This window comes from Desulfococcus multivorans, from assembly GCF_001854245.1.
In the GTDB taxonomy this organism is placed as follows: domain Bacteria; phylum Desulfobacterota; class Desulfobacteria; order Desulfobacterales; family Desulfococcaceae; genus Desulfococcus; species Desulfococcus multivorans.
Window position 1 is genome coordinate 2,258,859 of the sequence record NZ_CP015381.1, and the last position, 24,613, is coordinate 2,283,471.

Annotated in this window: 19 protein-coding genes and 1 tRNA gene; 14 read left to right on the forward strand and 6 right to left on the reverse strand. The window is 58.0% G+C overall.

Translation table 11 applies throughout. The features are described 5' to 3' along the window. The first annotated feature begins 212 nt into the window (after positions 1 to 212). A complete protein-coding gene (locus tag dmul_RS09865) occupies positions 213 to 404 on the forward strand; it encodes a hypothetical protein (protein WP_020878249.1) in 192 nt (63 codons plus the stop codon). A gap of 263 nt (positions 405 to 667) precedes the next feature. Further along, entirely contained in the window at positions 668 to 1,636 is a 969-nt protein-coding gene (locus dmul_RS09875) for an MBL fold metallo-hydrolase (protein ID WP_020878248.1), read from the forward strand. 124 nt (positions 1,637 to 1,760) lie between these two features. Here dmul_RS09875 and dmul_RS09880 read toward each other — a convergent pair whose 3' ends face one another. Further along, complete coding sequence (locus dmul_RS09880; protein ID WP_020878247.1) at positions 1,761 to 3,599, reverse strand: bifunctional acetyl-CoA hydrolase/transferase family protein/GNAT family N-acetyltransferase; 1,839 nt, start codon at positions 3,597 to 3,599, stop codon at positions 1,761 to 1,763. A 509-nt stretch (positions 3,600 to 4,108) separates the two neighbouring features. On the opposite strand from dmul_RS09880, the gene dmul_RS20725 reads away from it, so the two are divergent. The 9 genes from dmul_RS20725 (at position 4,109) to dmul_RS09925 (ending at position 14,178) form a co-directional block, all read left to right on the forward strand. Next, positions 4,109 to 4,594 (forward strand): transposase, encoded by a 486-nt coding sequence (locus tag dmul_RS20725; RefSeq protein WP_070962287.1) that lies wholly within the window; start codon positions 4,109 to 4,111, stop codon positions 4,592 to 4,594. A gap of 47 nt (positions 4,595 to 4,641) precedes the next feature. After that, a complete protein-coding gene (locus tag dmul_RS09890) occupies positions 4,642 to 5,052 on the forward strand; it encodes a MarR family winged helix-turn-helix transcriptional regulator (RefSeq protein WP_020878786.1) in 411 nt (136 codons plus the stop codon). Between the two features lie 51 nt (positions 5,053 to 5,103). After that, positions 5,104 to 5,988, forward strand: coding sequence for an MBL fold metallo-hydrolase (locus tag dmul_RS09895; RefSeq protein ID WP_020878787.1), 885 nt, complete (start codon positions 5,104 to 5,106; stop codon positions 5,986 to 5,988). Between the two features lie 365 nt (positions 5,989 to 6,353). Further along, positions 6,354 to 6,920 carry a DUF2179 domain-containing protein gene (locus tag dmul_RS09900; protein WP_020875018.1) on the forward strand — a complete coding sequence of 189 codons (567 nt, stop codon included), beginning with the start codon at positions 6,354 to 6,356 and terminating at the stop codon, positions 6,918 to 6,920. A gap of 317 nt (positions 6,921 to 7,237) precedes the next feature. After that, a complete protein-coding gene (locus dmul_RS09905; protein WP_020875019.1) occupies positions 7,238 to 8,347 on the forward strand; it encodes a class I SAM-dependent methyltransferase in 1,110 nt (369 codons plus the stop codon). Between the two features lie 509 nt (positions 8,348 to 8,856). Further along, positions 8,857 to 10,383 (forward strand): hypothetical protein, encoded by a 1,527-nt coding sequence (locus dmul_RS09910; RefSeq protein ID WP_020875020.1) that lies wholly within the window; start codon positions 8,857 to 8,859, stop codon positions 10,381 to 10,383. Next, positions 10,383 to 11,492, forward strand: a complete 1,110-nt coding sequence (locus dmul_RS09915) for a caspase family protein (protein ID WP_020875021.1) — start codon at positions 10,383 to 10,385, stop codon at positions 11,490 to 11,492. The genes dmul_RS09910 and dmul_RS09915 overlap by 1 nt, the downstream gene beginning before the upstream one ends. A gap of 19 nt (positions 11,493 to 11,511) precedes the next feature. After that, the gene (locus dmul_RS09920; protein WP_144016421.1) at positions 11,512 to 13,170 is read left to right on the forward strand and encodes a hypothetical protein; all 1,659 of its coding nucleotides are present in this window, start codon (positions 11,512 to 11,514) and stop codon (positions 13,168 to 13,170) included. A gap of 216 nt (positions 13,171 to 13,386) precedes the next feature. Then, on the forward strand, positions 13,387 to 14,178 hold the full coding sequence (locus tag dmul_RS09925) for a DUF169 domain-containing protein (protein ID WP_020875023.1): 792 nt from the start codon (positions 13,387 to 13,389) through the stop codon (positions 14,176 to 14,178). A gap of 160 nt (positions 14,179 to 14,338) precedes the next feature. Here the strand turns inward: dmul_RS09925 and dmul_RS09930 are convergent. The 3 genes from dmul_RS09930 to purB form a co-directional block, all read right to left on the reverse strand. Next, positions 14,339 to 14,427: transfer RNA gene (locus tag dmul_RS09930), tRNA-Leu, on the reverse strand. Between the two features lie 129 nt (positions 14,428 to 14,556). After that, entirely contained in the window at positions 14,557 to 15,462 is a 906-nt protein-coding gene (locus dmul_RS09935) for a GNA1162 family protein (RefSeq protein WP_020875024.1), read from the reverse strand. 87 nt (positions 15,463 to 15,549) lie between these two features. After that, the gene (gene purB / locus dmul_RS09940; protein ID WP_020875025.1) at positions 15,550 to 16,902 is read right to left on the reverse strand and encodes an adenylosuccinate lyase; all 1,353 of its coding nucleotides are present in this window, start codon (positions 16,900 to 16,902) and stop codon (positions 15,550 to 15,552) included. Positions 16,903 to 17,181: 279 nt separating this feature from the next. On the opposite strand from purB, the gene dmul_RS09945 reads away from it, so the two are divergent. The 3 genes from dmul_RS09945 to dmul_RS09955 all read left to right on the forward strand — a co-directional run bounded on the left by dmul_RS09945 (position 17,182) and on the right by dmul_RS09955 (position 22,087). Then, positions 17,182 to 20,781: an AAA family ATPase gene (locus tag dmul_RS09945; protein ID WP_020875026.1), complete on the forward strand. Its 3,600-nt coding sequence runs from the start codon at positions 17,182 to 17,184 to the stop codon at positions 20,779 to 20,781. Positions 20,782 to 20,924: 143 nt separating this feature from the next. Next, positions 20,925 to 21,542 carry a Maf family protein gene (locus dmul_RS09950; RefSeq protein ID WP_020875027.1) on the forward strand — a complete coding sequence of 206 codons (618 nt, stop codon included), beginning with the start codon at positions 20,925 to 20,927 and terminating at the stop codon, positions 21,540 to 21,542. Next, entirely contained in the window at positions 21,539 to 22,087 is a 549-nt protein-coding gene (locus dmul_RS09955) for an epoxyqueuosine reductase QueH (RefSeq protein WP_020875028.1), read from the forward strand. The genes dmul_RS09950 and dmul_RS09955 overlap by 4 nt, the downstream gene beginning before the upstream one ends. On the opposite strand, the gene dmul_RS09960 is transcribed toward dmul_RS09955, so the two are convergent. Continuing rightward, positions 22,066 to 23,259 carry an amidohydrolase family protein gene (locus dmul_RS09960; protein ID WP_020875029.1) on the reverse strand — a complete coding sequence of 398 codons (1,194 nt, stop codon included), beginning with the start codon at positions 23,257 to 23,259 and terminating at the stop codon, positions 22,066 to 22,068. The two genes, dmul_RS09955 and dmul_RS09960, sit on opposite strands and share 22 nt — an antisense overlap. A 3-nt stretch (positions 23,260 to 23,262) precedes the next feature. Then, entirely contained in the window at positions 23,263 to 24,612 is a 1,350-nt protein-coding gene (gene gdhA / locus dmul_RS09965; RefSeq protein ID WP_020875030.1) for an NADP-specific glutamate dehydrogenase, read from the reverse strand. Position 24,613 lies beyond the last annotated feature (1 nt).

Consider the following 24,613-nt stretch of genomic DNA (forward strand, 5'->3'; position numbering starts at 1 on the left):
CTCCCGGAGATCGATGTCCGGGATCACGCCGACGACCTCGAGTACCGGAGTCGGCGGGCGGAATGTTTTTTAACCTCAACTTTTGACTTTCACAGCCCGGTGCCGGGAGGATACGGCCCGCGCCCCGCGCGGTTTTGTTCAAGTGCCGCTATCCGGTCACCATCATGAAAGTCAAAAGTTGAAATTTAACCTCATCAATTGGGAGAAGGCCAATGAAATCTTCACAAACGGACACACAAAAGGACAATGACGCGAAGCAGAAAAACAGGGTCCCTGAGGATACGGAGACGCCGGCGTCGGAACCCATGGGCGACGTCTGTGAAAAGGCGCCGGAATGGGCCGAACACTACCGCCTTTATGACCCGGACGATCCGTGCGACGACGGGCGGCGGGGGGATGTTTAGGACCGCATGCCGCCGCCGCCCGGATGGGGGAAAGGTTCGGAATGCGGACACAATCCCATTGACACCGGCGCCGGGATCTGGTCAAAGGCTGAAGGGCGGCGGCATGCGTCTGTGAGGAACGGGCGCTTGCTCCTCTTCAGTCTCAGGCACGAGCCGGACATCCGGGAGCATATATCCCACAGGCGGAGGACCTTGTAAAAAAGATTTGCAGAAAGAATCTCCGGGTCCTGAACGTGAAAATTGAAATGATGATTGGAAAACAAATGGTTGAAGAAATAGCGTCGAATCTGTTCCGTCTTCGCATCCCCCTGCCCGAAACCCCCTTGAAATACCTGAATGCCTATCTTGTCCGCTCACCGGAAAGAAATCTGCTGATCGATACCGGCCTGAACCATGAGGCGTGCCTCACGGCCATGGAGGACGGATTGCGCCGTATCGGGGCGGATTTGAACCGGACGGATATCTTCATCACCCATCTGCATGCAGACCATTTCGCCCTGGTGTCGAAATTGGCCGCTGAAAACACCCGGGTTTTGTTCAATCGTCCGGATACGGAAATCATCGAATCATGGAAAGGGTTCGATGCGATGATTGCCTACGGCGGCAGGCAGGGCTTTCCGAAGGATCTCCTGAAAAAAGCCTTGGATGCCCATCCGGGCAGTAAGTTTGGAACCGATTGGGTGCCGGGCATCAACATTCTCGATGACGGTCAGGAGCTTACCTGTGGCGACTATCGCTTTGCCTGCCTTGAAACGCCGGGGCACACCCCCGGGCACATGTGCCTGTACGAGGCCGACAAAAAAATTCTCGTGGCCGGCGATCATATTCTCATTGATATCACGCCGAATATTCAATGCTGGTCGGACCAGGGCAATCCCTTGAAAAGCTACCTCGCCAGTTTGAAGAAGGTTTACACGCTGGATGTCGATCTGGTTTTGCCCGGGCATCGACGCCTTTTCAGCGACCATCGACGTCGCATTGACGAACTGACGGCGCATCATGAAGAGCGACTGTCCGAAGTGACAAAAATTCTTGACGGAAGCCCTTTGAGCGCCTTTGAAACCGCATCGAGAATGACATGGGATATCAAAGCCGACACCTGGGCGGAATACCCGGTAGCCCAGCAGTGGTTTGCCACGGGTGAGGCAATATCCCACCTCAGATATCTGGAGGCCGACGGACGGATTAAACGCATCGTTGACGACGGCCTCACACGATATGCTCTTGTTTGAACACCTTCTCTATCCGGTTGCCGTCATGAAGGCGATAGACTATAGAAATGCGGCGGTGATGAAGGGGGTGCTTATCCGCCTTCAGCCGGTTTTCATCACTGAAATCCTCAAGTCGGAATAATCCTTAAAAATCGATAATTATACTGTCTTTTGCAAGATTGACCTTCAGTTTCCAGTCAATTTTTTTGAGGACGTTGATGATTTTTTTGTTATCGGGTAGAATATCGCCTTTAAATCCTTTCAGTTTTCTCTTTTTAGCCTGTTGCATCAGCATCGTCAGAATGTATGTGGCAATACCTGAATTCTGATAATGTTCATCAACCACAATGGCAATTTCAGGATGCGTTTCGTGTATTTCAAGACTTGCAAATCTGGCTTCGGCAATCAGTTTTCCGTTCTTTAACTCAGCCACAATCGACAGCGTCTTTTTGTAGTCGATATTGACATATTCCTGCATCGTTGCATGTGGCATGGCTTTTATCCGGGAAAAGTACCGGTAATAAACGGATTCATCCGAAAAACGGTAAAAAAGCCGTCGCATGTTTTCTTCATCGGAAGGTTTGATCGCCCTGAAGCACACCTCCAGACCATTGCTGAAAGTTTTTTTCGTCTTGATTCCAGATGGGTATAAGTGGGCGCTTTCTTTGATATAAATTTGGTCCGGATAAATGATTCTCTGATTTCTGGCGTCCTCGACCAGTTTCGGACGGTCATCGGGATGAGCGATATCGATGAGTGCCTGTGCCCGTTCACGCACCGTCCGGCCGCGGACATCGGCGATGCCGTATTCCGTTACGATGGTGCTGACCGATTCCCACAAACTGAACTGGTTGGGGTACTGGACGGCAGACAGGACGATGTTGGATTCACCCTGTCGATTGCGGCTCGGCAATGCGAAGATTGCAGCGCCGCCTTCGGAAAGCAATGCGCCGTTGAAGAAATCAACCACCTCCCCGGGACCTGATCCGACATTGCCCCTGCCGGTGTGGAGGGCGATCCTGCCGTATAAATCCACTTTGCGGGCCGCCAGCACCGCCGTGAATTTCGGATTGGCACTGATGTGAACAGGGTTGAACACCTTGTCAACGGATTGAAATTCCAGCAGGGGATTATTGTCCAGCCATGCCATGAGTTCGGGGGTACCGATGGCATAGGATGTCAAGGATTTTCCCTGATAGTTGATTTTATATTGATTGGTGACGGCACCGCTTTTAACCAGATCCATCATATTGTCGAAAAAGAACGGTGTGTGGATTCCCAGATCCTTTTTATGTACCAGATGCTTTGACAATGCTTCGTAGAGAGGACCGATTGAAAAGCCGATGCAGCTTTGGTCTTCAATCATCGAGCTTACATTTTCCGCAATTTTATCGTATACGGCATCAAATTTCCATCTCTCAAAATAAATCGGGGGCTCCTGAGCTTCCACCAACAGATCGAAATCGGAAATATGGACAAATGTATCACCGAACGTTCGCGGCATCCATGGATTGATCTCACCGACGACAAACGATGCCTGCTGCATCGCCAGACGGCCCACATCCACACATACCCCCAGACTGCAAAATCCGGCCTCGTTCGGAGGGGTGATCTGAATAAACACCGCATCGACAGTGATCTGTTTCGATCTGAAGAGTTCTGGGATCTGACGATACCTGCTGGGAATGAAGTCTGCCAATCCCTTGGTGATGGCCTCATCGGCATCCCAGCCGGAGAAAAATGTTTTCAGGCGGTATATGGAAGAATGATTTTCCTGCACGGAGATGGCATGCCCGAGGCTGACCAGCTGAAACACCTCCAGGTCGATATTGGCGTAATGGGATTCTTTCAGATGCCTGAAGAGCGTCAGCGGTTCCGAAACACCCGTTCCGATAAAGATCGTCATTCCCGGCGCTAACCGTTTAATCACTTCATCAGGTTCGACAAGTCTCTTTTTCCATTCGTTGCCGTGAAATGTTTTCATATGCTTTTTTGATCACAGGTTAACGTTCGGTTTCTTTGGAGCAGGGGGTCAGGCTGAAGGCTGAAGACTGAAGGGGCACAAATGCTCCATTCGCCACAGACATACCTTTTCAGTCCATAGCCTTCAGATGCTGAAGATTCAAAGCGGATAAACGCCCCGTTCATCGCAGACGCACCCCTTCAGTCTATAGCCTATAGCTTATAGCCTACCACTACAATCAACAATTATCCAGCCCTCTCGATGCTTTTTGCCGCGGATCCCCCATAACGCGAAAATGGGAACGGCTCGGAAATGCGCATGCCGATACGAGCATCATCCGATTTTACGGTGTACGGAATAACGGAATAGCGGTATATATAGAGCTATATGCCTCAGGGGAGACGCCGGTGCGCATGCCCATGGTAGGGGCACGGCGCGCCGTGCCCCTACGCGAAATTGTGGCAACGCAATTATTGGGAACACATCATCCGCGATGAAACGGAATTGATGGGACAGAACGGTTTATTGTCATGAAATACAACCCCGAAATCCACCATCGGCGCACCATCCGCCTGAAGGGATACGATTATTCCCGGGCAGGCGCATATTTCGTGACCATTTGTGCCCGGAACCGGGAATGTCTGTTCGGGAATATCGTAGACGGGGAAACGACCCTGAATGATGCGGGCCTGGTCATTGCCGACGAATGGGCGAAAACCGCCGCAATCCGCAATGAAATCGAATTGGACGAATGGGTGGTTATGCCCAATCATGTTCACGGAATATTGGTTGTTGGCGATGGTGGGGGCACGGCGCGTGGTAGGGGCACGGCGCGTGGTAGGGGCACGGCGCGCCGTGCCCCTACGATCGAACAATTCGGTCGCCCGGTGCCCGGTTCCCTCCCGACGATTGTTCGATCGTTCAAATCCGCCGCCACCAAACGCATCAACGAAATGCGCAAAACCCCCTACGCGAAATTATGGCAACGCAAATATAGTTTGCATGATAACTATTAGCGTGTTAATGAGAAGCCAATGTCCACACCAATACGAAGGACAATTCAATGCCGTTTCAGGATTGCATCTGTTTCAGATTGGGCAAGGCCGCGCGGAAAGTCACCAAGGCATATCGTGATGAAATTGGCGAATACGGGCTGACGCACGGTCAGTTTTTTTTAATTGTCGCGATCATGGAAGATGAAGGGCTGCTCCCCAGCGAGCTTGCCGAGAAAACCGCCCAGGACCGGCCGACGATCACCGGTCTTCTCGATCGCATGGAAAAAGTCGGATGGGTCGAACGGAAAGCGGATCCGAAGGACCGCCGCTCGTTGCGGATCTATCTGGGTCCTCGCGGGAACGAATTGAGACAACCGCTGTTGAAGCTCTTCGAGGAAACCAATCAAAAATTCATTGATCGCTTCTCTGAAAAGGAATGGCGTCTGATGCAGTCTTTCCTGGTCAGGCTGGAACAATAAACCTGATCGGCGATGCACCCTGCGACAGACCGGGATGAAAGGAGAATTATCATGAACAGGTCTTGGCCGATACAACTGACCGACCATGTGACCGTTTTCGGAAACGAGGATTTTCGACATTATCTGGTCGGTGAATATCAGGATATGCTGATCGAGTGCGGCGTTACGGCCAGTGCTGCCCGGTTTGCAGAGCAGTTGTCGGACGCCGGCCGGGATGCGCCTGACAAGCTGCTGGTGATGCATGCCCACTTCGATCACGTCTGCGGCATTCCCGAGTTGAAGCGCCGTTTTCCCAATGCCGAAGTCCTGGCTTCGTCTGCGGCCGCCAGGGTTCTGGACAACCCGAAAGTGATCGCCGGCTTTTTCGATCAGGACCGGAAGGTCGCGGGGTATCCGGAAACCGGGGCTTCCGGAGCGAATGCCGGCTGCTCGGAGCGGATTGCGGTGGATCGCATCGTCAACGGCGGTGATCGCATCACGCTGAAAGGCGGCGAACATCTGGAACTGATCGCCGCACCGGGCCACAGCCCCTGCGGCCTGGCCGCCTGGTTCGAAAAGGACCGCGTGCTTTTCGTCTCGGATGCGCTCGGGTTTCAGATTTCCGACGACATGATCTTTCCGGTTTTTTTTCACGCTTACCAGGCATATATCGAGACCATCGAACGGCTGGCGAAATACCCGGCCGAGGTCCTGGCATTTCCCCACGAGCGGATCTGGCGCGGAAAAGACGTGAAAGCCGTTTTTGAACGGGCGTTGTCCGCAGCCCGAAATGTCCGCGAGGAGATCGTGTCGGCGGCGGATGAGGGGCGGGACCTCTCCGGGCTCAAGGCGGTGCTCTTCGACCGGTTCTACCGCGGAAAGCTGCAAATCTACACCCCGGAGAACATTCGGCTCTGCGTGGATCTGCTGGTCCGGAGAAGCCTTCAAGACCGGTGAGGTGTCCGTGCAGTCCGGGCCGCTGATCCGCCGCGGCGCTTGAGCGGCACTGAAACTCATTGCTGAAGGGGCGCGGGCGGTTTTTTCCCTTCAGGATTTTCAGGTTCTCCTGTTTTCGCACACCTTGATTATTATATCGGATAGTTATATAGATTCTTCCAGGCTGGCATTTTTCTTGCTGGAGTCATGCTCTGGGTTTTCGTCAAAGACGGGGCAATACGGCACGGACTCGCCGTGCGAACTTTAATACAACTGCTTAGCTCAAGGTGGCAGATGGATAAGACTGAAGACTGAAAGGGCTCAAACACGCCATTCACCACAGACGCAACTCTTCAGTCGTCAGCCTTTCAGAGAAGGATTCAAAAATGATGTTCGATCCACATATTCTCCTGACAGGGGTCGTTGTTTTTCTGGCCAGGATCTGTGATGTTTCCATCGGTACCGTGCGAACCATCGTCACGGTTCAGGGGCGGACGGGTATCGCTTTTACCCTGGCGATTTTTGAAATCACCATATGGGTGACCGTCGCCGGCACGGTGATCAACCAGATCGGGGACAAGCCGCTCCTGGTAATCTTTTACGCCTTCGGATACGCCACCGGCAACGTCGTCGGCATCATTGTGGAGCGTAAACTGGCCTTCGGAACGACGATTCTCAGAATCATCACTCCCAACGCGGGGATGGCCATTGCGTCGCATCTGAGGGATAAAGGCCAACCCGTCACCCTGTTCAAAGGTGAAGGCATGTACGGGCCGGTCGATGTGCTTTATATTGCCTGCCGGCGCCAGGATCTGAAGTGGATCCTGCCCGAGGTGCAGCGCATGGACCCTGAATTGTTCTATGTCATCGAGAAAGTCCGCGACATCAGCAAGGTGCTGAGGCCGGCATCTTCCTTGGTTGGGGGATGGCGGTCGGTCGGCAAGCGCAAATAGACATATCAAAAAACGGCACCGGCTGGGTTTTCGCCGGACAACGCCATGATTAGTATATAGTTTATGCAAGCGGATGACAGCCTGATACGCGTCCTGGCGGCGGCCTTCCGGGAACCGGGTGAAACATTCTTCGCCGTTATAGGTCGATTCAGATTCCATCCACCTGGTAGCGCAGCTTCCTTTCAGAGTTCCTGTCTTCGGGCACACATCCTGCTTCTGTATGTCTCACAACCAGCCGATGCTGAAATCAGCGTTGGATACGACGGCCTTTCATGCCTGCTCCGGCATCGGTTGGACAAGGATAAAGGAGGTACCCCATGAACAGAGCCATCCGGATCAACGAACAACGTCATGCCCGCCGGCGCGACGCCTTCATAGAGGCGCTGGTGGGCGCGGCTAACGGATATTTTAAAATCTACTCCATCTATCTGGGCCACCGTTTAGGACTGTACAGGGGGCTGGCGGACCTCGAGGCCCTGACCTCCGGTGAACTGGCGGCCCGCACCGGCACCCACGAGCGGTATGTCCGCGAATGGCTGGAACAGCAGGCCGTGGCCGGCATCCTGGAAGTGGCGGACGAAACGGCGCCCACCCTTGAGCGACGGTATCGGCTGCCTTCCGGCCACGCCGAGGTCCTCATCGACCGCGAGAGCGTCAACTACCTGGCCCCGCTGGCCCAGGCCGCCGTGGGGGTGGCGCGTCCTCTCGAGGCCCTCGAGGCTGCTTTTCGAAGCGGTGGCGGCGTACCCTTTGCCGAATACGGTGAAGAGCTCCGCCGGGGCGTGGGCGAGCTGAACCGTCCCCTGTTTCTGTACCAGCTGGGCAGGGAATACCTCCCGTCCATCCCCGACATCCACCGGCGGCTCCTGGCTGATCCGCCTGCGCGGGTGGCGGATATGGGCTGCGGCACCGGCTGGTCCGCCATCGGCATGGCGCAATCCTACCCCGGGATCCACGTGGACGGCTTCGACGTGGATGCGGCGTCCATCACCGACGCCCGCGACAACGCCCGAAATGCCGGCCTGGACCACCGGGTGCGCTTCGAGGTGCGCGACGCCGGCGATCCTGACCTGACCGGTGCGTACGACCTGGTGACGGCATTCGAATGCGTCCACGACATGTCCGACCCCGTGGCCGGCCTGACCACCATGCGCCGGTTGGCCGGCTCTCGCGGCAGCGTCATCGTCATGGACGAGCGCACCGGCGAGCGATTTACCACGGCCGACAACCCGATCGAGCAGTTTTTGTACGGATTCAGCGTTATGGGATGCCTGCCGTCGGCAATGGCGGAGCAGCCCTCGGCCGCCACGGGAACGCTCATGCGGCCCGATACCTTGCGGCAGTACGCCCGTCAGGCCGGCTTCCGGGACATCGAAATTCTCCCCGTCGAAAACGACTTTTTCCGCTTCTATCGACTGAATGTGTGAGAAGCCGATTGACATCGACACTGTGCATCCGATCGGAGACCGGAGCATAGACCTTGATGCGCTTATCCGTGCCGCCGGAGTTGCAGCAGCTGCCGGCGGCCGCCTGATGATCCCTGTTTTTGTGTCTTGACTTTGGTGTCAGGCATAATTATGGATATTCATAATAAGGGGTTGTTAAGCTATGCCGGTTCGTATGTTCATCCGCCGGTGTAACATGAGCGGAATACAACAGCCCCGGAAAAGCGCGGCAACGCTTCCCGCAAGCTGACCACCGGCGGCCCCGGTTTGAATCCGGTTTCTATTCTTAATTACGCCGCAACTGTTCTGATCGCAGCCTCAAACGCCTGCTCGCGTGTCTTTTCAATTCCCTTTAACAGCCAGCAGAAGGACGGTGAGGGGATTGGCTTTCATTCCAAACCATAACCAATATAAAAAACGTAACCCGGAAATGGAATCGGCGTCAATCAGAAGGCGGCGTTGAGTGGAATCTGTCTCAAAGGGGGTGCGACATGGCGAACGGTCACGATCACATTATTCATCTGGCCAATGGGCAACTGGGCGGAGAAAACACCAGCCGCCGCGACGACGTCACTCGTATCGTCGAAGAGATGATCGGAACCAACCCACCGAAAGGACTGGTCATCCATTTTCACGGGGGTCTGGTGAACGAAAAGGCGGGGCGTAACATTGCCGCCCGACTGCAGTCTGTTTACGATGCGGCCGGCACATGGCCGCTGTTTTTTGTGTGGGAATCCGGGCTGATCGAGACTGTGAGAAACAATCTGCGCGACATCGGGCAGGAAAAGATTTTTCGCGAGTTCGTCAAAAAGGTCGCGGAGTGGGTCTTGAAAAAACTGCCGGCCGGCATCGGTTTCAAGGGAGGCACAGGCGTTGCCGTTGACGAAATCAAGCTGAGGGAGCAGTTCGATGCCTGGTTCCGGGGCGAGCGCGACACCCCGCCTGATCCCCTTGAAGTCCCGCCCGGCATGGATGATGCCGCCATTTCGACCACGTTGAAAGGCGTCCCTGTCGATCAGGAAAGTCTTGAAGCCGAAATTCAGATGAGCATCGAGGCGGATTTTGACTTTCAGGATGCCGTGCAGGAGGTGTTCAACGGTCTTGTTCCCGGCGGAAAACCCGTTTCCACCAAGGGTGCGGGCGGCAGCACGGTAGCGACCACATCGCTGATCAGTCCCGAGGCGGCCGATCAGCTTTTTGACCGCAGTCCTGCAACCACCAAGGGGTTTTCCCTTATCGGCTGGTTCAAGGCCGCACGCATGGCGGCGGGAATCGTCATGGCGGTGTTGCGGCGCCTGGGTGCCGGGCGCGGGCACGGCCTCTACGTCACCATCGTGGAAGAAGTTCTGCGCGCCCTGTACGTGGATAAACTCGGCACCCTGATCTGGAATCAGATGAAAAAAGATACGGCCGATGCTTTTCTCCCCGGTGAGCATCACGGCGGAACGGCTCTGCTGAGTGAACTGCGCAAGCGTTTCCCGGCTGGGAAGGACCTGCCGCGCATCACGCTGATCGGTCACAGCACCGGGGCCGTCTATATCTGTCATTTTCTGGCGGCGGCAGCCGAGATGTTGCCGGAGGCCGGGTTCGACGTGATTTTTCTCGCGCCGGCGGTTAGTTACGATCAGTTTGATGCGATGCTGGCCAACCATCGCGATCGAATTGCGAATTTCCGTTCATTCGGCATGAACGATGACCGGGAGATTGACGATCGCCTGGTGCCAGTCATTTATCCGCGCTCCTTGCTGTATTTTGTTTCCGGACTGCTGGAAGATACCGTCGACCAACCCCTGGTGGGCATGGAGCGCTTCCTGCGGGAGGACAAGATCTTCACGCCGGGCGATTTTCCGGCTATTTCACGCTGTCGTGCATTTTACGACGATTTTCCGAAAAGCCTGGTGTGGGCACCCGATACGCAAGGGGACGGGACCCGGAGCGCTTCGGCCGGACACGGCGATTTCGACAATGACGCCGACACGCTGAGCAGTCTTCAGTGGCTGCTCGATAAGGGGTTCTGATGATGGCGCAAGACGACTACGCCATTCTTGTGGGGATCAGCCATTATCCCGATCCCGGTTTTCCTCCCCTGCAGGGGCCGTCGCGGGATGTCCGGCGTTTTTGCGACTGGCTGATCGATCCGGCCGGCGGCGATGTCGATCCCGGTCATATTACCACCATCGTTTCACCCAATCCGCCGCCGGCCGTATCGCCGGACCAGGCGCCGCCGCAGTTTACCGATTTTCAGGTGGCGTTCCAGAACCTGATTACCGGCGGCAAAAACCGTATCGAATATCACAGAGACAGCCGTCTTTACCTGTATTTTTCCGGCCACGGATTCTGCGAAATCCGCAATCAGATGCCCCAGGCCGCCATCTATGCCGCCAACGCGAGCCGTCTGTTCAACTGGAATATCGCCGGTACGCTGTACGCGCTCTGGGCCAGGGAAGCGGCTGTATTCGGCGAAATTGTTCTGGTGATGGATTGCTGTCGGGATGCAGAGGCAACCCGCATGCTGATGAATCCGCCGCTGCCGGCCATAAACAACCCTGGGGCGGCCCAGAAGGTGAAACTCTTCTGCATTTATGCCGCGCCCAAAGGCGGCAAGGCCCAGGAACGCCCCATCCCCGAACTCAACGGCGAGGTGCACAGCCTGCTGACCCATGTCCTGCTGAACGCCTTTCGTCATGCGCCCCCGGATCCCAATGGCCGCGTGACCGGACATGCCCTCAAAAATTACATCGAAGATCTCTGGCCGCGTGCCTGCGGCAACATCCCCGCGGATCCGCCGGAGGTCTATATCCCCCCGACAGGCGATATCGTTTTTTTCACCCGACCACCCGAACGCCTGGCGCAGAATCTGGTCCTTCACGCCTGGAACGCCGGGGAAACCGTAGAGATCTATGACGGCGGCAACCGGCTTCTGGTGACCCTGACGCCGGATGCGACGAGTGGTATTGTCGCTGCCGCGGATCTGGTGTGGGCGGACGGTACCCATGAATCGTTGCCGGTCGCGGATGCGAGGATCCGCGTGTCTCTGCCTGCGGGGCTCTACCGGGCGCGGCGCCGCCGCGAAGGGCAGTGGCGAGAGCAGCTCTTCCAGGCAGGAGGCGATGATGTCGGACTTTAAAGCGGCAGTAACCGTTGCGGTGGCCGATCTGGCCGCACCCCTTGAAATCGTGGACGGCGGCTTCCAGGTTGTGGCCAAAGGCTTTGGACGTGTCGAGGCCGAGCTGCGTCCCGGGCTTTACAAGGCACGGGCCGGCATCGGCGGCACGGCCCAGGAGAAAATTTTCGCCGTTGAGGAAGGCGAAGGAGAGATGGCGGTCGTGCTGGAGCGGGTGCTGTTCGCCTCACCCGTCCCGATGGACGGGACCACCACCAGCCATGAATATCATCAGGCTGCAGTGAATGCGGCTTTTGCTCGTCCCCCTCTGAAAAAGGGAAGCGGGGCCGGCTTTTTTCTCAGCGTGCGCGATCCCAGCGAGGCCCCGTTTATCCAGACGGATGATACGACAGCGCGTTATGCGCTTTCCTTTACCGGGTTTCGTTTGCGCAAGGCAACCGAAACCCTGATTGATTACGATCAGGACGCGGTGCGCGATATCAGCCGCGGTTACGCCGTGTTGGCCGCGGAGCTCGATCCCGGCGCCTATGTACTGCAGTGGTCGTCTGAACGATATGGAACGCTGGCGCGCCCGGTGCTGCTGGTGCCCAACTGGATCACCCAGCTTTTCCTCATGGTTGAGCCCCAGGGCGAAACAGGGCTGCCGATGCGTCCCAATTTTGCCGATGCCTCGGTGCAGATGGCACCTTTTGAATCCGCCTATCCGCGGGAACGGTATTTTCGATTGTCGGAAATTGCCCGGCAGGCTCTGCTGCAAGGACGCAACATCGTCGATCGCGAGGTTATGAATGCCCTGCTGCATGACAAGTTCGGCAATCCAATTCTGGGATTGCTGGCGGCGCATCTGTTGTTGCTGGATGAGAAACCACGGCTCAACCTGCTGAATATCGTCATGGGCAATCTAGGGGTCCTGCTCGGGGGAGACTTCCCGGACATGGTCGCATTGCGTCTGCGGCTGAACCAGCTTGAAAAACCGCAATCCCCGCCTCCGGCCGGCTTGTCGGTCTCTTTTCCGCCGTTGCTCAGGGCGAGCTGGGATATTCTCGCCCGACAGGCGGCGCGGAACGATTCCTTCTTCCCGCCAGGCTCGCTGTGCCGGGAAGCGGCGGATCGAACCGTCGACAACGGTGTCTGGCTGGCATGGAAGCCGGGCCGCCTGACCAAACCGGCCGTCACGCCGTTATCCGATGCGGAGCTGCGGAACAAGAAGCGGCACGACCGGGAGCGTATCCTGGCCGTGCTCGATTTCAATGGAGACAAGCGTGACGGAGAACAGGTGCTGGATTCGATTCGCAAACTGGCCAAGCCGTTATTGCGTGAAAAAATGCGCCTGTTCATCAAATCGGTCGATCAGAAAAAACCCCAGTCCATTGAGAAAATTCAGGACATCGTAATCCGGCTGGCCGGCGCTCTGCCGTGGCAGGAGCTGATGGAAAAGCTGTCGGAGCTTGACGAGGAATTGTCATTTTCCGAACAGCTCTCCTCGGTCCAGAAAACCCTCATCCCCAATCTAATGCTGCTGCGTCAGGTGTTGCAGCGAGGCGATAAACCGGATAGCAACCAATTGACGCTGCTCCTTGATGCCTTAAATGTGCCGCGTGCGGTCCTGCTTGAAAATCTTCTCGGCCTGGCCCGTTTGGGCGGCGCACTCGCGGCGAGACTCTATGAAGAGCGCAAATGAAATAAAGGTGGTCCCCACGGTCTGCGGCATGTGCGGCCCGGACGGGAATTCGGCCCGCCCTGTGTGGCGACATGCCCCGGCGATGCCTTATCCCTGCGGGCGGTAAAAATCGGGGAGAAAGCGGCGCACCAGAAATCGATGCCGGCATTGATGGAATCCGCCGGCGGATGAGTGTGTCGAATCCATGTTCTGCAATCGGAAAAGAAAGGAGAGATCGTGGCAACAGTCAACTACGCTGAGATTTCGGATGCGGTTCGCGAGGCGTCGCGGATGAAGTCATTCCCGCTGGCGGTCAAGTTTTTGAAGAGCGCTGATGCGTTCCCGGAGAAAACGCGCGCTCCGGCAAGGGATCTGGGTAAACGCATCACCATTTGCCAGGCGGTTTCCATGGTGCGCCTCTACGGATGGACGGTTGGGCTGACAAAGGAGGATCTGATCTGTGTGCCGGCCATGATTGCCTTCGGCTTCAGCGGTGCGGAGGATATCGGGGGCACCCTCGGAGAACTGTTCTGCACGGTTGGATTCCACGCGGAAGCCGCGTCTGCCGCGGATGAGGCCGAAAACATGTGCACTCTGGAAAACGGCGCCTACCCGGCGATTCTGATGGCCCCCCTGTCCAAGGGATTGTTTGAACCGGACACCGTAGCGTTTTACGGCAACGCGGCCCAGATCATGCGTCTGGCCCAAGCCGCCGTCCATGCATGCGGGAAGCGGATTGCCGGAAGTTTCGGCGGCAAGGTCGAGTGCACCGAATACCTGATCGCCCCATTTCAAACCGCGGCCCCCCGCATCGCCATCCCCGGGCTGGGAGACCGCATTTTTTCAATGACCCAGGATGATGAACTGGTCCTCAGCATCCCGGGCAGTCTGCTGCTGCCGATGTACGAGTCCTTGACTGTGGTGGGGAAAAAGATAGGCGCCCGGTATCCGGTGCCGAGTTACCTCAACTACCAGCCAGAATTCCCGCCGATGTACGGGGAGATGGCGGATAGATTGAAATTGTTTTAGCCCGGGTTCACCGGCTGTTTCCGCGGGCGGTGAGGCGCTTTGCTTTCAAGATGCTCCAAATGTTGATCTGGATGAGGGTATCGTCAGAACGGCGCAGGCATAGTGGCTCGTTTCCCCACAAAAAAAGGAGCCGGCCGTAATGGCTGACCCCTTGATTTCATGGTGCCTAGGGCGAGAATCGAACTCGCACGGGGACTGAGCCCCAAGGGATTTTAAGTCCCTTGCGTCTACCTGTTCCGCCACCCAGGCTGATGGATTCCGGTCTTGGTTCCGGGTGTTTTTGAGGTGAGTGTTCTATAATGCAAGATCCGGAATAAAGCAAGAGAAAAGGCCCTTGCAGGGGGATCGGATGACGGGCGGGAATGCCTTGGGGAGGCTTCAAAATTGGTTACGGGAGATGAAGCTCTCGGTCCGATATTTTTCCCGGAGACGCTGCTGGATCTCCAGCACGGTCTCCATGCTGCGGTAGGGGCCGAGGAACACGCGGTGCAGAACCCCCTGATCGTTCCGATCGCGTTGAACAAAGACCGGGAAGCCGTCGTATTTGAATCGGCTTTCGACGTTTTGAGCCCGGTATTCATCGGCAAAGGCACCGATCTGGAGGGTATAGGCCTCCGGCGCCTCGGGGTTGACGGCGGGAGGTGTCGGGATGCGGTGAACGAGATACCGGCACGCCTCGTCGATGGCGTGAAGCTTGACCGCGTCCCTGAGATTCAGTCCGGATCGCAGGGTGACCATGGGCACGTCGAAGACGGTGAAGGGCAGCCCGCCCTCGTGACGACGGGCGGTGTACCGATCGCTCCAGATCATCCTGGCGGTCCGGGTATCCCAGAGCTGCACCGACAACCCCACGTTCATGGAGGAATACAGCCCGGCGAAAACCCGCCTGAAATCGTAGACCGTGCCGATCAGCACGGCATCGCAGTCCAGAATGCGGCCCAGATGTTTGACGGGGGTCCGCGACAGGCTCGCGGCGGTCGATATGCGACGGCGTCTCAGCCGCTCATCAACGATATGGAGCTCCACGTCTTCGAACGGCAGGACGCTCATGTGACTGTAAAATTCGATCCGAATGGTTTCGGCGATTCCCGGCGTCTCCGTCAGGTCCGTGAAAGGCAGCACGGCAATCGAGCCGGGATAATCGTTCAGCGTTGCCGGATGGACGGTGTTCGGCACGCGGACGGGTTCATGGGCGCACCCGGCGAGAAGGCAGAGCCATCCGACGACCGTCATCGCAAGGAACGGCAGGGGTCGTGCGGAACGCCTGGTGCGACTTCGGTTCATCGTTTTTCCTCTTGCACTGAAAGCGGCGCTGATCCCCTTCAGTCTTCAGCCGCTATCCGGCCGCCGTCATGAAAGCCGAAAATCGAGTCAATAACAGGTTATCCCGGTGTAGTTCTCGGGCGTGATCTTCAGCAGCTCGTCCTTTACCGCCTGGGAAACGTCGAGGCCGTCGATGAAATCGGCGATGGTCTGCCGATCGATCTGCCGGTGGGTTCGGGTGAGCTGCAGCAGGGCCTCATAGGGGTTGGGATAGGATTCCCGCCGCAGGATGGTCTGGATAGCCTCGGCGACCACGGCCCAGTTTCCCTGGAGATCCGCCGCAAGCCGATCTTCGTTCAGGATCAGCTTGTCGAGCCCTTTCATGAGGGAGCGGCAGGCGATGAGGGAATGGGCTATGGGAACGCCGATGTTCCGCATGACCGTGGAATCGGTCAGGTCGCGCTGAAGCCGCGATATGGGCAGTTTGGCGCTGAGGTGCTCGAAAAGGGCGTTGGCGATGCCGAGATTGCCTTCGGAATTCTCGAAATCGATGGGGTTCACCTTATGGGGCATGGCCGAGGAACCGACCTCTCCGGCCTTGATCTTCTGCTTGAAGTATTCCATGGAGATATAGGTCCAGATGTCCCGGTTCAGATCGATGAGGATGGTGTTGATCCGCTTCAGGTTGTCGAAAAAGGCGGCCATGTTGTCGTAATGCTCGATCTGGGTGGTGGTGCGGGAGCGGCTCAGTTCCAGGGTGTCTTCCACGAAGTCGTCGGCAAAGGCGATCCAGTCGATGTTGGGATATGCCGCGTGGTGGGCGTTGAAATTTCCCGTCGCACCGCCGAACTTGGCGGAAAAGGGCACCTGTTCGATCAGTGCGAGCTGCCGATCCATTCGCTCGACGAACACGAAGATTTCCTTGCCCAGCCGCGTCGGGGATGCCGGCTGCCCGTGGGTGCGGGCCAGCATGGGGACGGCTCTCCATTCCTCCGCTCTTTCGTGAAGCCGGTTCCGGATCTCGAAAAGCATGGGCTTCAGAACATCCTCCCACGCCGCCTTCATGGAGAGGGGGACAGCCGTGTTGTTGATGTCCTGGGAGGTGAGGCCGAAATGAATGAACTCCTTTGCGGTCGAAAGCCCCAGGGCATCGAATTTTTCCTTCAGAAAATATTCCACCGCCTTCACGTCGTGATTGGTCGATTTTTCGATCTCCTTGATCTTCCGGGCGTCCTCGGCCGTAAATTCCCGGTAAATCCGCTCCAGCGCTTTCAACTGTCCGGGCGCGATGCTTTTCAACTGGGGCAGCGGCATGTCACACAGAGCGATGAAATAGGCCACCTCCACCTGGACCCGGTATTTCATCAGAGCGCCTTCGGAAAAATAATCCCCGAGAATGCGCGTTGCCTTTCGATATCTGCCGTCGACCGGAGAAACGGCGTTCAAGCTGGAGAGTTCCATATTCTGTCCTCTTTCGGTGTTATCGTATTTTGTAATCTCAGGCGTCGCCCCGGTACTGCGAGGCCGACGCGTTACCGGGAGCGGATGGCCGCCCGCGCCAAGAAGGATGGATCCTCGGGCAAGGCGGCGGTGCCTCTTCATGCGCCATGGCAGCAACTTTGTTATAGGGGAAACGAAGCCGCGGTGTCAAGCAAGGGAATCTTGTATAAGCGCCCCGGTTTTGCTATAAGTCATGGTGAAGCATCGCTTAATTTTACGGCAACGGCAAAAGGGGCCTCCATGAAGATACTCAACGTTCGCATTAAAAACATCAATTCACTGGCGGGAGAGCATGAAATCGCGTTCGAAAAGCCGCCGCTGAACGAAGTGGGGATATTCGCCATCACCGGTCCCAACGGTGCCGGAAAGAGTACGATTCTCGATGCCATCTGCCTGGCCCTTTACGGCCAGACCCCTCGCTTCAAGGCGCGGAGCGAACAGGTGATGACCCGGCGGGCCTCGGATTGTTTCGCCGAGGTGACCTTTTCGCTCGATGAGCGGTGCTACCGGTCCCGCTGGTCGGCCCGGCGCGTGAACGGGGCCGTGCAGACCGCGATGCAGCTCAGCCGGATCAACGGTGAAGAGACGCTGCTCAAGGAAACGGTCAACTCGGTGCGGGAGGAAGTCGGCCGCCTGACCGGTCTAGACTTCAAGCGGTTTTCACGCTCGGTGCTGCTCCCTCAAGGCGAATTCGCCGCCTTTCTTCACGCCCTTTCCAACGAGCGGGTGGAGGTGATCGACAAGATCGTCGGCAAGGAAGCCTATCAGGAGCACTGCGAGCATATTCTGAAGGCGGCCGAAAGCGAGAATGAGCGTCTCATCGTTCAAAAGGAGGCCCTTGCCGGGATGCCCGTTCCCGAATCGGACGCTGTCTTGCGGGAAGAACTCGAAGCCGCCGAAAGCGCTTATCTTTCGGCGTCGACGAAGCGTGACGCGCTTAAAGAGGAGCAGGATCGGATCCGACGCCGGGAACGCGATCGGCAGGTCTATCAGGACAACCAGATCGCTCTCAGCAGCGCGCTCGCCCGCAAGGAGGCCCTGCGGGACGAGATCGACCGGCTCGAGCGGGCCAGGGCGGCGGCGGGGTTTCAGGCGGATCTGGAAACCTACGAGGCCCAGGTATCGGCCGCTGCCGAAGCGGAGAAACGCTTCTCGACGTTGACCGCGTCCGTCGAAGCCTACCGGGAGCAGATCGCTACCCTATCGGAAAAAAACCGGAGCAACCGGCAGGCCCTGGACGAAGCCGAACGCCGCATCGCTGCGGACGCCGATATTTTCGAAGCGGCGCTTGCCGTGGACAAAGAGATCGAGGCCGCTGCAAATGCTTTTCGGGAACAGGTCGATCGATATGAAGCCATAGAACGTGAACGGAAAGAAAATCTTCAGGCCCAGGCCGGAATCAGGGACGAGATCGACCGGAACGCATCGGATCTCGCGGCAACGGAAAAATGGCTGGAAAAACATGCCGTCGTCGAGACACTCGGGGAAGCTTCACCCGGCATACAGGATACCGTAACCCGCCTGAAGGCCGTTCGGGAAAAGATCCAACAGCAGGACGCCAAACGGCAGGCGTCGCTCCAGAAGCTGGCATCGGCCCGGGAATTTCTGGAAAAGGCCCGGGCGTCCCACGCCAAAAGCCTGAAGAAGGTGGAGGTCCTCAAAGCCCGCAAGGCCGGCCAGGAGGAGACCGCCGCCGCGATCCTGGCCGATCAATCCCCCGAGGATTTCGAAATCGGGGTTCAGCAGAACATCCGCCGCCTCAAAAACGTCAAGCTGCTCCTCAGGACGGCCAAGCGGTATCAGAGACAGATGTCCGGAAACGGCGCCTCCGTCGAAGAGATGCTCCGCCAAAAGGAAGCCGAGCTGGAAGCGCTGGACGACACCTTTGCGTCCCAACAGACGGCCATGGTGAATTTCGAGAAGAAGATCCAATTCGACGAGGAGCGCTCCCAACTGACGGCCGGCTCCCCGTGTCCACTGTGCGGTTCCCTGGACCACCCCTATGCCGCTGATGAAACGGATGCCAAAAATGCCCGCAGGACGCTCAAGGGCATGAAAAAAGAGCTCCGGAAGATGTTGAAGGCCCGGAACAGACTCTTCAGCCGAATCAAGGGCCTGAAAAAACGCCTGTCACGCATGGACAGCTACGGCGCCCAGTGGACAGAGCTTCTGGAAGAGAGCGGATACGACTGGCCGACAGGGGATGTCGACGCTGCGAAACAGGCGCTTCGGGACCTTCGGCAGGAGGTCCGGCAGGGTAAAAAAGCGCTCAAGGTCGTCAAACGCCGCGAGGGCAGGACGAGACGCATGACCCAGGCTGTGGAGAGCGCAGCGGAAAGGATGCGGGAGCGCCAGTCGATGCTCGAAGAGCAGGAAGGCGAGATGACCCTTCACCGCAAGCTGCTGTCGTCCATCGAACAGGCGTCGGCCGAATTGACGCGTCAGGAGGAGGAGCTGGCCGCATCTCTGTCATCGGCCGTCGCGCCCTTCGAAGCGGATGTGCCCCGGCGGGGGGCGGAGGATGCCTTCATCCTGAATCTCATGGCGAGGCTGGATGAATATCGGGCCCGGCAAAACCGGCGGACCGCGCTCATCGAGGAGGGCGAACAGCTCGCGGACCGCGCACGCCGCCTGCCCGATGCCGTAAAAGCCCTTAAAACCGAGGCCGAAGCCTTGGAAGGCGAGATCGAGGAGCGCCAGAAGCATCTGAATCAGCTGAAGACCGATCGGCAAAAACGGTTTGGCGAGGACGATCCCCTGCGCAGGAAGGCGACCCTTTCAGATGAGATCGCGGCCCTGACCGCTGAAAAAGAGCGGATTCTCTCGGAAATTCAGACGTCCGAGGCGGCTCTTACGGCAGCGGAAGCGGCCCTGGCGGAAGCGCGGGATGCTCATGGGCGGGCCGTCACCGCCCGGGACACCACCCAAAGGATCCTCAAGAACAAGGTCATCGCCGCGTCGGTGTTCAGAAACCTGGACGAGGTGCGGGAGAGCTTTATCTCCGAAGAAGAAAAAGCGATTATCGAGACCCATGTCCACCAGGTCGAAGCGGAGATCCGATCCTGCCGCAACACCATTGAAAAAATCAGGATTTCCGAAGAGGCGGTCCCTTCCGACCGGTCCGCCGCCGAGGTTGAACTCGCGATGGATGATGCGGAAAAAGCCCTCTCCCGGTTGAAAGACGATCTCGACCGCCTGACGGAAAGAGAAGCGGCAGCGAAGCGCCTCAAAGTTGAATACACGGCTGCACGCAAGGAACTGGAGGCCCTGGAAAAGCGCTGTGACGCGCTGAACGCCCTCAAACTCGCCATCGATTCCGGAGACGATGCAGAGGTCAGAAGGGACTTCCACGAAGAGATGTTCAAGAAGCTCCTGGAAAAAGCCGGCGGATACGTGGGGATGCTGAACGCCCGGCGATACAGGATCTGCCAGGCGGAAAAGGACCCCTTCGGGATCGAGGTGGAGGTCGCCGCCGTCGGAGAGCGGAACGGTGAGAGGATCCGTCGGCCCGTAGAAGGCCTTTCAGGGGGAGAAACCTTTGTGATCAGTCTCGGCATGGCCCTGGCATTGTCCGACCTCACCAACGGCACCCGAAAGATCCAGTCGCTCTTCATCGACGAAGGCTTCGGTTATCTCGACGACGAGAACCTGACCCAGGTCATCAACACCCTCAACGAACACCTCAAGGTCAACGGCAAAAGGGTGGGGGTCATCTCTCATGTCAGCCGCCTCGACGATGAATTTCAGACGAAAATCCAGGTCATACCGGAGCCGGACGGCACAACCCGCCTGGAAGTGCTGCCGAAGGAAAGACCTGTTGACGCGCCCAGTGCCTCGTGATGCCGCACGGTGACGGAAAAAGGCTGAAGACTGAAGGGGGCACAAAAACCCCATTTGCCGAAGACGTACCCCTTCAGCCTTCAGTCTTCAGTCTTCAGCCTCTAAAAGTTGAAAAAGCCCCCGGGATCTGTTAAAAGTCCGACATGCCGTCCACACGAAAACAACACCATCTGATTCTGGCCTCCCGGTCCCCCCGCCGTAAATATCTGCTGCGCAAGGCCGGGCTCGTGTTCGAGGTGATTCCCGGCACCTTCGATGAAAGCGCCGTTCCCTTGACCGACCCCGGCGACTACGTCAAGACGCTGGCCCGCGCCAAGGCCGAGGAGATTGCCGTTCGCCGTCCGGAGGCCTGGGTCATCGGGGCCGACACCATCGTCTTCATCGAGGGCGCCGTCCTGGGCAAACCCGCGTCCAGGACGGCGGCACGGGAGATGCTTCGCCGCCTCAGCGGACAAACCCACCAGGTCTACACGGGGTATGCCGTCTGTTGCCGTGCCGCAGGTCGGATGATTACGGAGGCCGTCAGGACCGACGTCCGCTTCAAGGAACTCACCGAAGCGGAGATCGAGTGGTATATCCAGACCGGCGAACCTTTCGACAAGGCCGGCGCCTACGCCATTCAGGGCCTCGGCACCTTTCTCGTCCGCAGCATCAACGGCTCCTATACCAATGTCGTCGGGCTGCCGGTGTGCGAGGTGATCGAAGCGTTGATCCGGGAGGGCGCCGTTTTTCTGGAAGGCAGTGAAGGCGCATCATCGTGACGGCGGAAAAACGCATTCTCGTTCACATGTGCTGCGGCCCCTGCAGCATTTATCCGGTCCAGGTGCTGCGGGAGGCCGGGATGACGGTCATGGGGTTTTACTACGGTCACAACATCCACCCCTACACCGAATGCCGCCGGCGTCGCGAAACCCTTGACCAATACGCCGAAACCGCGGGGTTCAAGGTCATCCACCAGAAGGATTACGACCTTGAAGGCTTCCTGAGGAGCGTCGTCTTCCGGGAGGCCGACCGTTGCCGGTACTGCTACCACGACCGTCTCAAGAGCACGGCCCTTCTGGCCGGGCGGGGCCGTTTCGATTTTTTTACCAGCACGCTGCTCTACAGCCGGTACCAGAAGCACGACGTGATCCGCGCCATGGGCGAATCCCTGGCCAAATCGACGGGTGTGCCTTTTTTTTACCATGACTTTCGGGAGGGCTGGGAAGAGGGGATAGCGGCCTCGAAACGTCTGGGGATGTACCGCCAGCAATACTGCGGCTGCATCTACAGTGAAGCGGAGCGCTATCGCAAAAAACGCTCCTGAGGATCCAGAGAACCGTCGAACCGCCGACTGGTGGACAATATTTCCGGGAGACGATCCGGCGGACCTTCCACTGCGATAAATCGCGCCGGGTTCCCCACACGGATCTCACGGTTGCCGGGAAGGTCCAGGAGGTCGCCCCCCACCCTTATCGCGCAGGCCAGGGCGCCTTCGATGGAAAAGCCCGCCGCCGTGAGAATCCCGAGCTCCTCCCCCACGGCCTGCCCATGGTGCACCCCCAGGCTTCCGGCATCGGTGCCCACGGCGATGCGCACCCCCAGGTCCCGCCCGAGGCGGATCTGTGCAAGTTGATGCCGGAAGTTCCTCATGGCCGTCGCCGCCTCGGGCGCGTCCTGGGGCAGCATACGGGCATAGGCCTTCATGGTGACGGCCGTGGGCACCCACACCGTGCCCATGTCGGCCATGCGCCGGAGATTCTCCTCCCCCATGAAAAATCCGTGCTCCACCGAATCGCAGCCGGCCTCGACCGCAATCGCCACCGGCGTTTCGCCGTTGCAGTGAACCATGACCTTGAGCCCCCTGGCGTGGGCAGCCGCCACTGCGGCCCGCAGCTCCTTCAGGGTGAACTGGGGGGCTGTCTGCCGTCCGAAATGGACCAGGCTGTTCAATCCGGAATTGACGATCTTGACGTGGTCGACCGGTGCCGTCATTTCCCGGATCGCCTCTGCAAGGGACTGCCCCGGCAGGGGCGGACGGCCGATCAGACGCCCGTAGCGCCCCTGCGCCCGAAAGGCCCGCCCGGCAGCCCGGACGGTCATCCCGGCCGGTATTGCCGGGGCCTCTTCGGTCTTGTACCGGAGGGCGTGGCCGCCGTAGTCCCCCCCGTCCCGCACGGCAACCACGCCATGGGCGGCCGCCCGGGCGAGATGCCCGGCGATCGCCTGTCGGATCTCTTCGAAGTCGGCCGCGAGCTGGCGGTGTCGAACCTCCGGGTCGGCGGTTCCCGACATGAACAGATGACAGTGGGCATCCACCAGCCCCGGGAGGACGGTGTAACGGGACCAATCGAGACATCGGCGGGCCGGATCGGCGAACGTCTTCGCCTCGCGGGCATCCCGAATGTCCCGAATGACCCCGTTTTCGACCGTGATCACCTGATCGGCTGACGCAGCGGCGCCGGTGCCGTCGATCAATCGGCCGACATGGATCCGCATCCCTTACACAACTCCCTGGTCGAGCATGGCATTGACCACCTTCACGAAACCGGCGATGTTTGCACCGGCCAGGTAATTTCCAGGATCATTGTATTCCTTTGCGGCATCGAGGCAGGTCTTGTGGATGGATTTCATGATGATCTTGAGTCGATCGTCAACCTCTTCACGCGGCCAGTTGAGGCGCATGCTGTTCTGGGACATCTCGAGGCCCGATACGGCGACCCCGCCGGCGTTGGAGGCCTTGCCCGGCGCATAGAGGATCTTTCGGTCGAGGAAGATGTTGACGGCATCGGGGGTCGAGGGCATGTTGGCTCCCTCACATACCAGGAAAACGCCGTTTCTGATCAGATTTTCAGCATCTTTTTCGTTGATTTCGTTCTCGGTGGCGCAGGGCATGGCGCAGTCGGCCGGATGATCCCAGATGGCATTGCACCCCTTGGCAGGATCGGCTTCCGTGTAAACAACACCGGGATATTTTTCTACATACTCCTTGATCCGCCCCCGGCGAACATTTTTGAGGCGTTTGACAAAGTCCAGCTTGTTCTTGTCGATTCCTTCTTCGTCGTAGATGCTTCCCGAAGAATCGGAGAGGGTGACCACCTTTGCGCCCAGTTCAATCAGCTTCTCGACGGTGAACTGCGCCACGTTGCCCGACCCGGAGACGAGAACGGTCTTGCCGGACAGGTCCTTGTTCCGGGTCGCCAGCATCTCCGCGGCAAAATAGACCGCACCGTAACCTGTGGCTTCGGGCCGAATGAGACTTCCGCCCCAGTTGATGCTCTTGCCGGTGAGGACACCCGTGAACTCGTTGGACAGTTTTTTATACATGCCGAAGAGATATCCGATCTCCCGGGCGCCCACGCCGATATCTCCGGCGGGCACGTCGGTGTTCGGGCCGATGTGGCGGTAGAGCTCGGCCATGAAACTCTGACAGAACCGCATCACCTCGATATCGGATTTTCCCTTGGGATCGAAATCCGATCCGCCCTTGCCGCCGCCCATGGGCAGGGTTGTCAGGGCGTTCTTGAAGACCTGCTCGAAGGCCAGGAATTTGAGGATGCTGAGGTTGACGGAAGGATGAAACCTGAGGCCGCCCTTGTAAGGGCCGATGGCGCTGTTCATCTCGATCCGAAACCCTCTGTTGACCCGGACCTGTCCCTGGTCGTCCATCCAGGGTACCCTGAACATGATAGTTCGCTCGGGTTCGACGATCCGCTCCAGAATAGCGGCCTGACGATATTCCGGATTGCGGTCTAGAACCGGTCGGATGGTTTCCATTACCTCCTGAACGGCCTGATGAAACTCTTTCTGTCCCGGATCCTTTTCCTTGATCAATGTCAATATGTCGTTCATT

What these genes read in the sequence shown, in the direction of transcription:
- dmul_RS09865 (WP_020878249.1), top strand. Translation starts at nt 213, where the DNA reads ATGAAATCTTCACAAACGGACACACAAAAGGACAATGACGCGAAGCAG.
- dmul_RS09875 (WP_020878248.1), top strand. Translation starts at nt 668, where the DNA reads ATGGTTGAAGAAATAGCGTCGAATCTGTTCCGTCTTCGCATCCCCCTG.
- dmul_RS09880 (WP_020878247.1), bottom strand. Translation starts at nt 3,599, where the DNA reads ATGAAAACATTTCACGGCAACGAATGGAAAAAGAGACTTGTCGAACCT.
- dmul_RS20725 (WP_070962287.1), top strand. Translation starts at nt 4,109, where the DNA reads ATGAAATACAACCCCGAAATCCACCATCGGCGCACCATCCGCCTGAAG.
- dmul_RS09890 (WP_020878786.1), top strand. Translation starts at nt 4,642, where the DNA reads ATGCCGTTTCAGGATTGCATCTGTTTCAGATTGGGCAAGGCCGCGCGG.
- dmul_RS09895 (WP_020878787.1), top strand. Translation starts at nt 5,104, where the DNA reads ATGAACAGGTCTTGGCCGATACAACTGACCGACCATGTGACCGTTTTC.
- dmul_RS09900 (WP_020875018.1), top strand. Translation starts at nt 6,354, where the DNA reads ATGATGTTCGATCCACATATTCTCCTGACAGGGGTCGTTGTTTTTCTG.
- dmul_RS09905 (WP_020875019.1), top strand. Translation starts at nt 7,238, where the DNA reads ATGAACAGAGCCATCCGGATCAACGAACAACGTCATGCCCGCCGGCGC.
- dmul_RS09910 (WP_020875020.1), top strand. Translation starts at nt 8,857, where the DNA reads ATGGCGAACGGTCACGATCACATTATTCATCTGGCCAATGGGCAACTG.
- dmul_RS09915 (WP_020875021.1), top strand. Translation starts at nt 10,383, where the DNA reads ATGATGGCGCAAGACGACTACGCCATTCTTGTGGGGATCAGCCATTAT.
- dmul_RS09935 (WP_020875024.1), bottom strand. Translation starts at nt 15,462, where the DNA reads ATGAACCGAAGTCGCACCAGGCGTTCCGCACGACCCCTGCCGTTCCTT.
- purB (WP_020875025.1), bottom strand. Translation starts at nt 16,902, where the DNA reads ATGGAACTCTCCAGCTTGAACGCCGTTTCTCCGGTCGACGGCAGATAT.
- dmul_RS09945 (WP_020875026.1), top strand. Translation starts at nt 17,182, where the DNA reads ATGAAGATACTCAACGTTCGCATTAAAAACATCAATTCACTGGCGGGA.
- dmul_RS09950 (WP_020875027.1), top strand. Translation starts at nt 20,925, where the DNA reads ATGCCGTCCACACGAAAACAACACCATCTGATTCTGGCCTCCCGGTCC.
- dmul_RS09960 (WP_020875029.1), bottom strand. Translation starts at nt 23,259, where the DNA reads ATGCGGATCCATGTCGGCCGATTGATCGACGGCACCGGCGCCGCTGCG.
- gdhA (WP_020875030.1), bottom strand. Translation starts at nt 24,612, where the DNA reads ATGAACGACATATTGACATTGATCAAGGAAAAGGATCCGGGACAGAAA.